The 5,981-nt window shown below is 71.7% G+C and carries 7 protein-coding genes and 1 pseudogene; 5 read left to right on the top strand and 3 right to left on the bottom strand.

The genetic code is table 11. The features are described from left to right. Positions 1 to 563: invasion associated locus b family protein (locus FV230_RS23295; protein WP_147844090.1), on the top strand; the 563-nt coding region annotated here is incomplete at its 5' end. A 53-nt stretch (positions 564 to 616) separates the two neighbouring features. Here the strand turns inward: FV230_RS23295 and FV230_RS23290 are convergent. Continuing rightward, a complete protein-coding gene (locus tag FV230_RS23290) occupies positions 617 to 937 on the bottom strand; it encodes a hypothetical protein (protein ID WP_243937044.1) in 321 nt (106 codons plus the stop codon). A gap of 394 nt (positions 938 to 1,331) precedes the next feature. Continuing rightward, positions 1,332 to 2,030: an HAD family hydrolase gene (locus tag FV230_RS23285; RefSeq protein WP_147844089.1), complete on the bottom strand. Its 699-nt coding sequence runs from the start codon at positions 2,028 to 2,030 to the stop codon at positions 1,332 to 1,334. Between the two features lie 132 nt (positions 2,031 to 2,162). On the opposite strand from FV230_RS23285, the gene FV230_RS23280 reads away from it, so the two are divergent. From FV230_RS23280 to FV230_RS23270, 3 genes are all read left to right on the top strand, one after another. Further along, complete coding sequence (locus FV230_RS23280; protein ID WP_147728517.1) at positions 2,163 to 2,483, top strand: PetM family of cytochrome b6f complex subunit 7; 321 nt, start codon at positions 2,163 to 2,165, stop codon at positions 2,481 to 2,483. Between the two features lie 82 nt (positions 2,484 to 2,565). Then, a complete protein-coding gene (msrA, locus tag FV230_RS23275; RefSeq protein WP_147844091.1) occupies positions 2,566 to 3,222 on the top strand; it encodes a peptide-methionine (S)-S-oxide reductase MsrA in 657 nt (218 codons plus the stop codon). A 459-nt stretch (positions 3,223 to 3,681) separates the two neighbouring features. Then, entirely contained in the window at positions 3,682 to 4,806 is a 1,125-nt protein-coding gene (locus FV230_RS23270) for an acyltransferase (protein WP_147844088.1), read from the top strand. Positions 4,807 to 4,905: 99 nt separating this feature from the next. Here the strand turns inward: FV230_RS23270 and FV230_RS23265 are convergent. Further along, positions 4,906 to 5,869 (bottom strand): annotated as a pseudogene (locus FV230_RS23265) (acetyl-CoA C-acyltransferase); the annotation flags it as partial. Between FV230_RS23265 and FV230_RS30375 the strand changes: the two are divergent. Then, positions 5,790 to 5,981, top strand: a 192-nt coding sequence (locus FV230_RS30375; RefSeq protein WP_210248653.1) for a hypothetical protein, incomplete at its 3' end; no start/stop codon positions are given. The pseudogene FV230_RS23265 and the gene FV230_RS30375 overlap by 80 nt on opposite strands.

Genomic DNA, 5,981 nt, shown 5'->3' with positions numbered 1-5,981 from the left:
GCGCCGAGGCCGCCGAGATCCCGAGCAGCCGCCGGGGCGGCCGCGAGCGGACGCCGAAGGAAGCGCCGACCCCGCCCGGCATGCAGCAGGCGACGCCGGTGGCGATCTTCGGCGACTGGAACGTGTTCGCCAGCGGCCAGGGCAAGACCCGCCTGTGCTACGCCATCGCCCAGCCGCAGACCCGCTCGCCGGCGACGCTCAAGCGCGACACCGCCTACCTGTTCGTCACCGTGCGCAAGGGCGAGAACGTCCAGAACGAGATCGCGGTGATGCTCGGCTTCCCGTCCAAGCCCGCGGCCGCACAGGCCAGGCCCGGTGCCGCCGCCGCCCCGAGCGACCCGGCGATCACCCTGGGCAGCGCCCGCTACGGCCTCGTGGTGAAGGACGGCAACGCCTGGCTCCAGAACCCCTCGGAGGAGGCCCGCGTCGTCTCCGAGATGAGCGGCCGGGTGCCCAAGCTCTTGGTCAAGACCATCTCGATGCGCGGCCGGCCGACCAGCGACGAGTACGCGCTGGCCGGCTTCGGCGAGGCGATGAAGCGCACCCGCGAGGAGTGCAAGTAAGGGGGGATCCTCCCTCCCCCCTGAAGCGGGGAGGGAGAGAAGGGTAGCCCCCCTCAGACCGCGGCCGGCCTGCCCCCGCCCGGTCGGGCGCCCGACACCCGGGTGCGGGCCCGGAACCGCTCGCGGGCGGCGCGGGCGGCCTGCTCGGTGCTGCGGAACACCGTGCCGTCGAGCTCGTCGAAGGCACGGGCCGAGGAGAAGAAGCGCACCCCGCCGGGCTCGGGCACGGCGATGCCGGCGGCGATCTCGCCCACCTCGATGATCCGGGTCGGCGGCGGCTCCGCGTGCAGGCGGTTGCGGGCGCGCTGGGTCAGGTGGTCGGCGAACAGGTCGTGCGTCGGGGCGGCCTGCGCGGCCGGATGAAGCTGTGGCATGACGGATGTCTCCCGGGGCCGGTCGCGATGCCGGCGGTGCTGGGCGGTCGGATCGTCTGTCGGCGCGCGAACGTCAGCCGCGACAGCGACCACGAGGCCGGCGCATACGCGCGCCGTGCACGGGGAGAGCGGGGGTCGAGGGGTATCGGATCACGGTAGGAGTCCTCCTGACGTTGAAGGACCGCAGGACGGCGTCGTCCGGCAGTGCTTTAGCGTTTGATGACGCGGCGCAAGCGATGCTCCTCAAATCACCGCGGTCGGCGATGCTTGGCATCGCCCGACCTCGCTAAGATGGAGATTTGCCGGCGCGGCGTCAAAGGAAGCCGTTTCCGTTTTTTTGCAGTTTTCGGGCACAAACCCGCGCCGCCGTCCCGGGCGGCAGCCCGATCCTGCCTCAGCCCTGCGCGCCGATCGCCGCCAGGCTCGCGGCGAGGTCGCGGTGGTCGCGATAGACCCGCGCAGCCCCGGCCGCGAGCAGGTCGGCCCCGTCGCGGTCGTGGCCCCAATGGCCGCCGCCGGTGAAGCCGAGCACCCGCATCCCGGCCGCCCGCGCGGCGGTGACGCCGGGCACGCTGTCCTCGATCACCAGGCAGGCGTCGGGCGAGGCCCCCATCCGGGCGGCGGCGTGCAGGAACAGGTCGGGAAACGGCTTGCCGCGGGCGACCTCGACCGCCGAGTAGATCCGCCCGTCGAACAGCGGCAGCAGGCCGGTGAGGCCGAGCGAGTGGCGCAGCCGCACGGGATCGCTGCTCGAGGCGACGCAGGTCGGCAGCGAGAGGGCGGCCACCGCCTCGGCGATCCCGGCCATGGCGCGCAGCTCCGCGTCGAAGATCGCCAGAGTCTCGGCCTTCACCGCCGCGACGAACCCATCGGGCGCCGTGACGCCGTAGTCGCGCGCGACGTGGCCCATGATCGAGGCCATGGAGGTGCCGGCGAAGCGTGCCCGCACGGTCTCGACGTCGATCGCGACGCCGATGCGGTTGAGCCCGGCGGTGAGGCAGGCGAGGCTCAGGGGCTCGCTGTCCACCAGAACGCCGTCGCAATCGAAGATGACGAGGGCCGGCGGCACCGGGGCCTGTACGCGGATGGTCACGGGGGGTCGGTTCCTGTCGCCGGGGCCGCCCCTGTGGCACGGCGGGCGCGGGCGCGGCAACCGCTTGCGCGGCGGGGGCGGGGCTCGTACGCCCTCCGGACCGGCCGACGCGCGTGCTCCCGAGACCCGACGATGTTCCGTTTCCTCCTGCGCCTCCTCGGCTTCGTGCTGCTGGCCGGCGGCTTCGTGGCCCTGGTCTACGACGGCGCCCGCTCGGTCGCCAACAACGGCCTGCGGATCACGCCGCTGAGCGAATTGCTGTTCACGCTGTTCAAGGACAAGGCGAGCGCGCTCCAGGCCACGGTCGAGGGCGTGGCGCCGTGGCTGTGGAACCTCGCGGTGCTGCCGCTCACCCTGGCGCCGGCCTCGCTGCTCGGCCTCGGCCTCGGCGCGGTGCTGCTCTGGCTCGGGCAGCCGGCGCGCGAGCCGATCGGGTTCCTCACGCGCTCCTGAGGCGACCGGCCGCTTCATCAACCGGGCGGGCGACCCCATATACGGGTTTGACGCGAACCCGCCGCCCGAAGGATGCCCGATGCTGCAGATGTTCCGCAAGAAGGCCGAGATGCCGAGCCCGGCCGACGCGCTGCCCGGCCGCCCCGATCCGCTGCCGACCGCCGAGACCCACTTCGTCAACGGCAACCCGCTCAAGGGCCCGTACCCGCCGGGCACCGAGACGATCGGCCTCGGCTTCGGCTGCTTCTGGGGCGCGGAGCGCAAGTTCTGGCAGCTGCCCGCGGGCGTGTTCGTCACGGCGGTGGGCTACCAGGGCGGGTACACCCCGAACCCGACCTACGAGGAGGTCTGCTCCGGCCGCACCGGGCACAACGAGGTCGTGCTGGTCGCCTTCGATCCGGCGGTGCTGCCGCTCGAATCCGTGCTCAAGACCTTCTTCGAAAGCCACGACCCGACGCAAGGGTACCGCCAGGGCAACGACGTCGGCACGCAGTACCGGTCCGGCATCTACCTCACCGATCCCGCGCAGGAGGCGACGGCCAAGGCCGTGCGCTCGGCCTACGCCGCCGCGCTGAAGGCCCGCGGCTTCCCGGACGTCACCACCGAGATCGTCTCCGGCCAGATCTTCTACTTCGCCGAGGCCTACCACCAGCAGTACCTGGCCAAGAACCCGGCCGGCTATTGCGGCCTCGGCGGCACGGGCGTCGCCTGCCCGATCGGGACCGGCGTGGCGGCCTAGCCTCCCGCAAACGCTAGCGGCCGAACGCGGACCGCGCATCGCGTTCGGCTTCGGTCGCCGCCGACCCCGCCTCGCAGGGCCGCGGCCGCGAGGCGGGCGCTCCACCAAGCCGGCGTCCTCGGGCGACGAAGCCTTGCGCTGACGATGCCGCGCGGACCTTCGCCCGACGGCCGGGCTCCCCGATCGAGGACGACCGCTCCGGCGTTCGATCGGACCTATCGGGCTCGATGTGCGTCTCTGGTCGGATCCGGTTCGCCTCCCTGCCTGCCTCGACGATCCCGCCTCAAGTGTCTTGCGCCGATCCACGGCGGATCCTGCCGATCGTTGAGCCTCCGCGGGGCACCCGTCGCGTCGCCGGCCGGCCTTTAACCAAGCCCTTCGAAGCGGCTTGTCGAGACTCGGACCGCCTGCAATCGTCGCCGCGCCCTGCATCCGAGGGCGAACGCGATCGATGCCGTCATGCGCCGCCTCCACTGCATCGATTCGATCCGCGGCTTAGCCGCCTTGGCGGTGATCTACGCCCATACCGTCGAATTCGGTCTCAGGGCTCAGCTCGGGCCGTCTCCGCTGGAGCGAGACCTGCTCGGGCACCTGACCGCGTATCTCGACGTCGGCAAGATCGCGGTCACGCTGTTCTTCGCCGTCTCCGGCTTCGTCGTCCCGTTCTCGCTCTTCAAGCCGAGCCGCCGACCGGTCCTGGCCTTCGCCGTCTCGCGGTTCTTCCGCCTCTATCCCGCCTACTGGCTCTCGATCCCGTGCGGCCTACTCGTCCTGTTCGTGTGGGCCGGCCGCGACGTGCCGAACCTGCTCGTGCCGGCCAACATGACCATGCTGCAGCAGTTCCTCGGCGTGGAGAACATCATCGGCCTGTATTGGACGCTCCAGATCGAGCTGATCTTCTACGCCATCTGCGTGGGGCTGTTCGTCATCGGTCGCCTCGACGACCGCACGGGTGCCGTGGTCTGCGCGCTCTCGCTCATCGCGGCCGCCGTCGTCCTGGCCGGCCTGCGCTTCCATCTGGAACGCAAGTTCCCCGTGGCGGTGCCGCTCTCGCTCGCCGTGATGTTCTGGGGCCTGTGCCTGCGCTACCATGTCTTCGAGCAGCGGGCGGGCTGGGGCTCCGCATCGGCCCTGGTGACGGCGGCGCTGATCCTCGCCGTGCCACTGGTGTCCGTGCTCGCCTACAATCGCGACATGGGTTTTCACGAGAGCTGGGTGAAGTACGTCATCACCTACTGGCTGGCGATGGCGCTCTTCGCGCTCCTCGGCGTGAAGGTCAGGATCGAAGGACGGGTCTTCGTCGGCCTCGGTGCGATCAGCTATTCGATCTACCTGTTCGGGCCCGTGGTCCAGGTCGTGCTCGAGCACGCGCTGGCGGGATACGAGCCGGTCGTCCCGGTCCACGTCTTCGCCGCGGCGACCGCGCTCGTGACCGTCGGCGTCGCGACGCTGATGTATCGATGGATCGAGAGGCCGGCGATCGCGCTGGGCCGCCACGTCGTGCACCGGTTCGGCGACCGACCCCGCCTCGGGGAATCGGCGGTCGCCGTTGCGGCCGCCCCGAACCGTCGGCTCGCCGGCTAGCACCCTTTTTGCGATCCTCGTATCACGGAACGAGCACCGGCTCATGGCGTGGTCGCATTGTCTTCACGCGAGGCGGTATCCGCCACGCTCGACCCTGCTTCAGGACGTCCGCTCCACCGCGATCGCCGTCGCCTCGCCGCCGCCGATGCAGAGCGCCGCGATGCCGCGGCGGCCTCCAGTGCGGGCGAGCGCGGTCAGCAGCGTCACCACGATGCGGGCGCCCGAGGCGCCGATCGGGTGGCCGAGGGCGCAGGCGCCGCCGTGGACGTTGACGCGGTCGGGCTGCAGGTCGAGGTCGCGCATCGCGGCCATCGCCACCACCGCGAAGGCCTCGTTGATCTCGTAGAGGTCGACGTCGCCGGCCCGCCAGCCGACCTTGTCGAGGAGCCTGCCGATCGCGCCGATCGGCGCGGTCGAGAACCAGGCCGGCGCCGCGGCGTGGCTCGCGTGCCCGCGGACGATGCCCAGCGGCGCGACGCCGCCGCGCTCGGCCTGCGACCGGCGCATCAGCACCAGGGCCGCTGCCCCGTCCGAGATCGACGAGGCGTTGGCCGCCGTCACCGTGCCGTCGGGCCGGAAGGCGGGCTTGAGGGTCGGGATCTTCTCGGGCCGGGCCCGGCGTGGGCCCTCGTCGGTCGCGGCCCCGCCGACGGGGACGATCTCGTCGGCGAAGGCGCCCTCCGCAGTCGCGCGGGTGGCGCGGGCCAGCGATTCGAGGGCGTAGGCGTCCTGCGCCTCCCGCGTGAACTGGTAGGCTTGCGCGGTGTCCTCGGCGAAGGTGCCCATCAGGCGGCAGCGATCGTAGGCGTCCTCCAGCCCGTCCAGGAACATGTGGTCGAGGCATGCGCCCGTGGCCGAGGCGCTGGCCGCCCCGCGCCTTGTCGAGGAGGTAGGGCGCGTTCGACATCGATTCCATGCCGCCCGCCACCACGGTCCCGGCCGAGCCCGCCGCGATCATGTCGTGGCCGAGCATCAGCGCCTTCATGCCCGAGCCGCAGACCTTGTTCAGGGTCGCGCACGGGGTCGCCTCGGACAGGCCGGCCCCGAGCGCCGCCTGGCGCGCGGCATCCCGCGGCGGCGGCGCGCAGACGTTCTTTTATCCAGAAATGGGGTCGTCGGAGATCTCCTTGATTTGTTCGGGCGTCAGCGTCAGGTATTGCGGGCAGGTCTCGGCA

It is taken from the genome of Methylobacterium sp. WL6, assembly GCF_008040095.1.
GTDB lineage: Bacteria > Pseudomonadota > Alphaproteobacteria > Rhizobiales > Beijerinckiaceae > Methylobacterium.
This window is presented reverse-complemented; position numbering and strand designations above follow the sequence as displayed.

What these genes read in the sequence shown, in the direction of transcription:
- FV230_RS23270 (WP_147844088.1), top strand. Translation starts at nt 3,682, where the DNA reads ATGCGCCGCCTCCACTGCATCGATTCGATCCGCGGCTTAGCCGCCTTG.
- FV230_RS23280 (WP_147728517.1), top strand. Translation starts at nt 2,163, where the DNA reads ATGTTCCGTTTCCTCCTGCGCCTCCTCGGCTTCGTGCTGCTGGCCGGC.
- FV230_RS23290 (WP_243937044.1), bottom strand. Translation starts at nt 937, where the DNA reads ATGCCACAGCTTCATCCGGCCGCGCAGGCCGCCCCGACGCACGACCTG.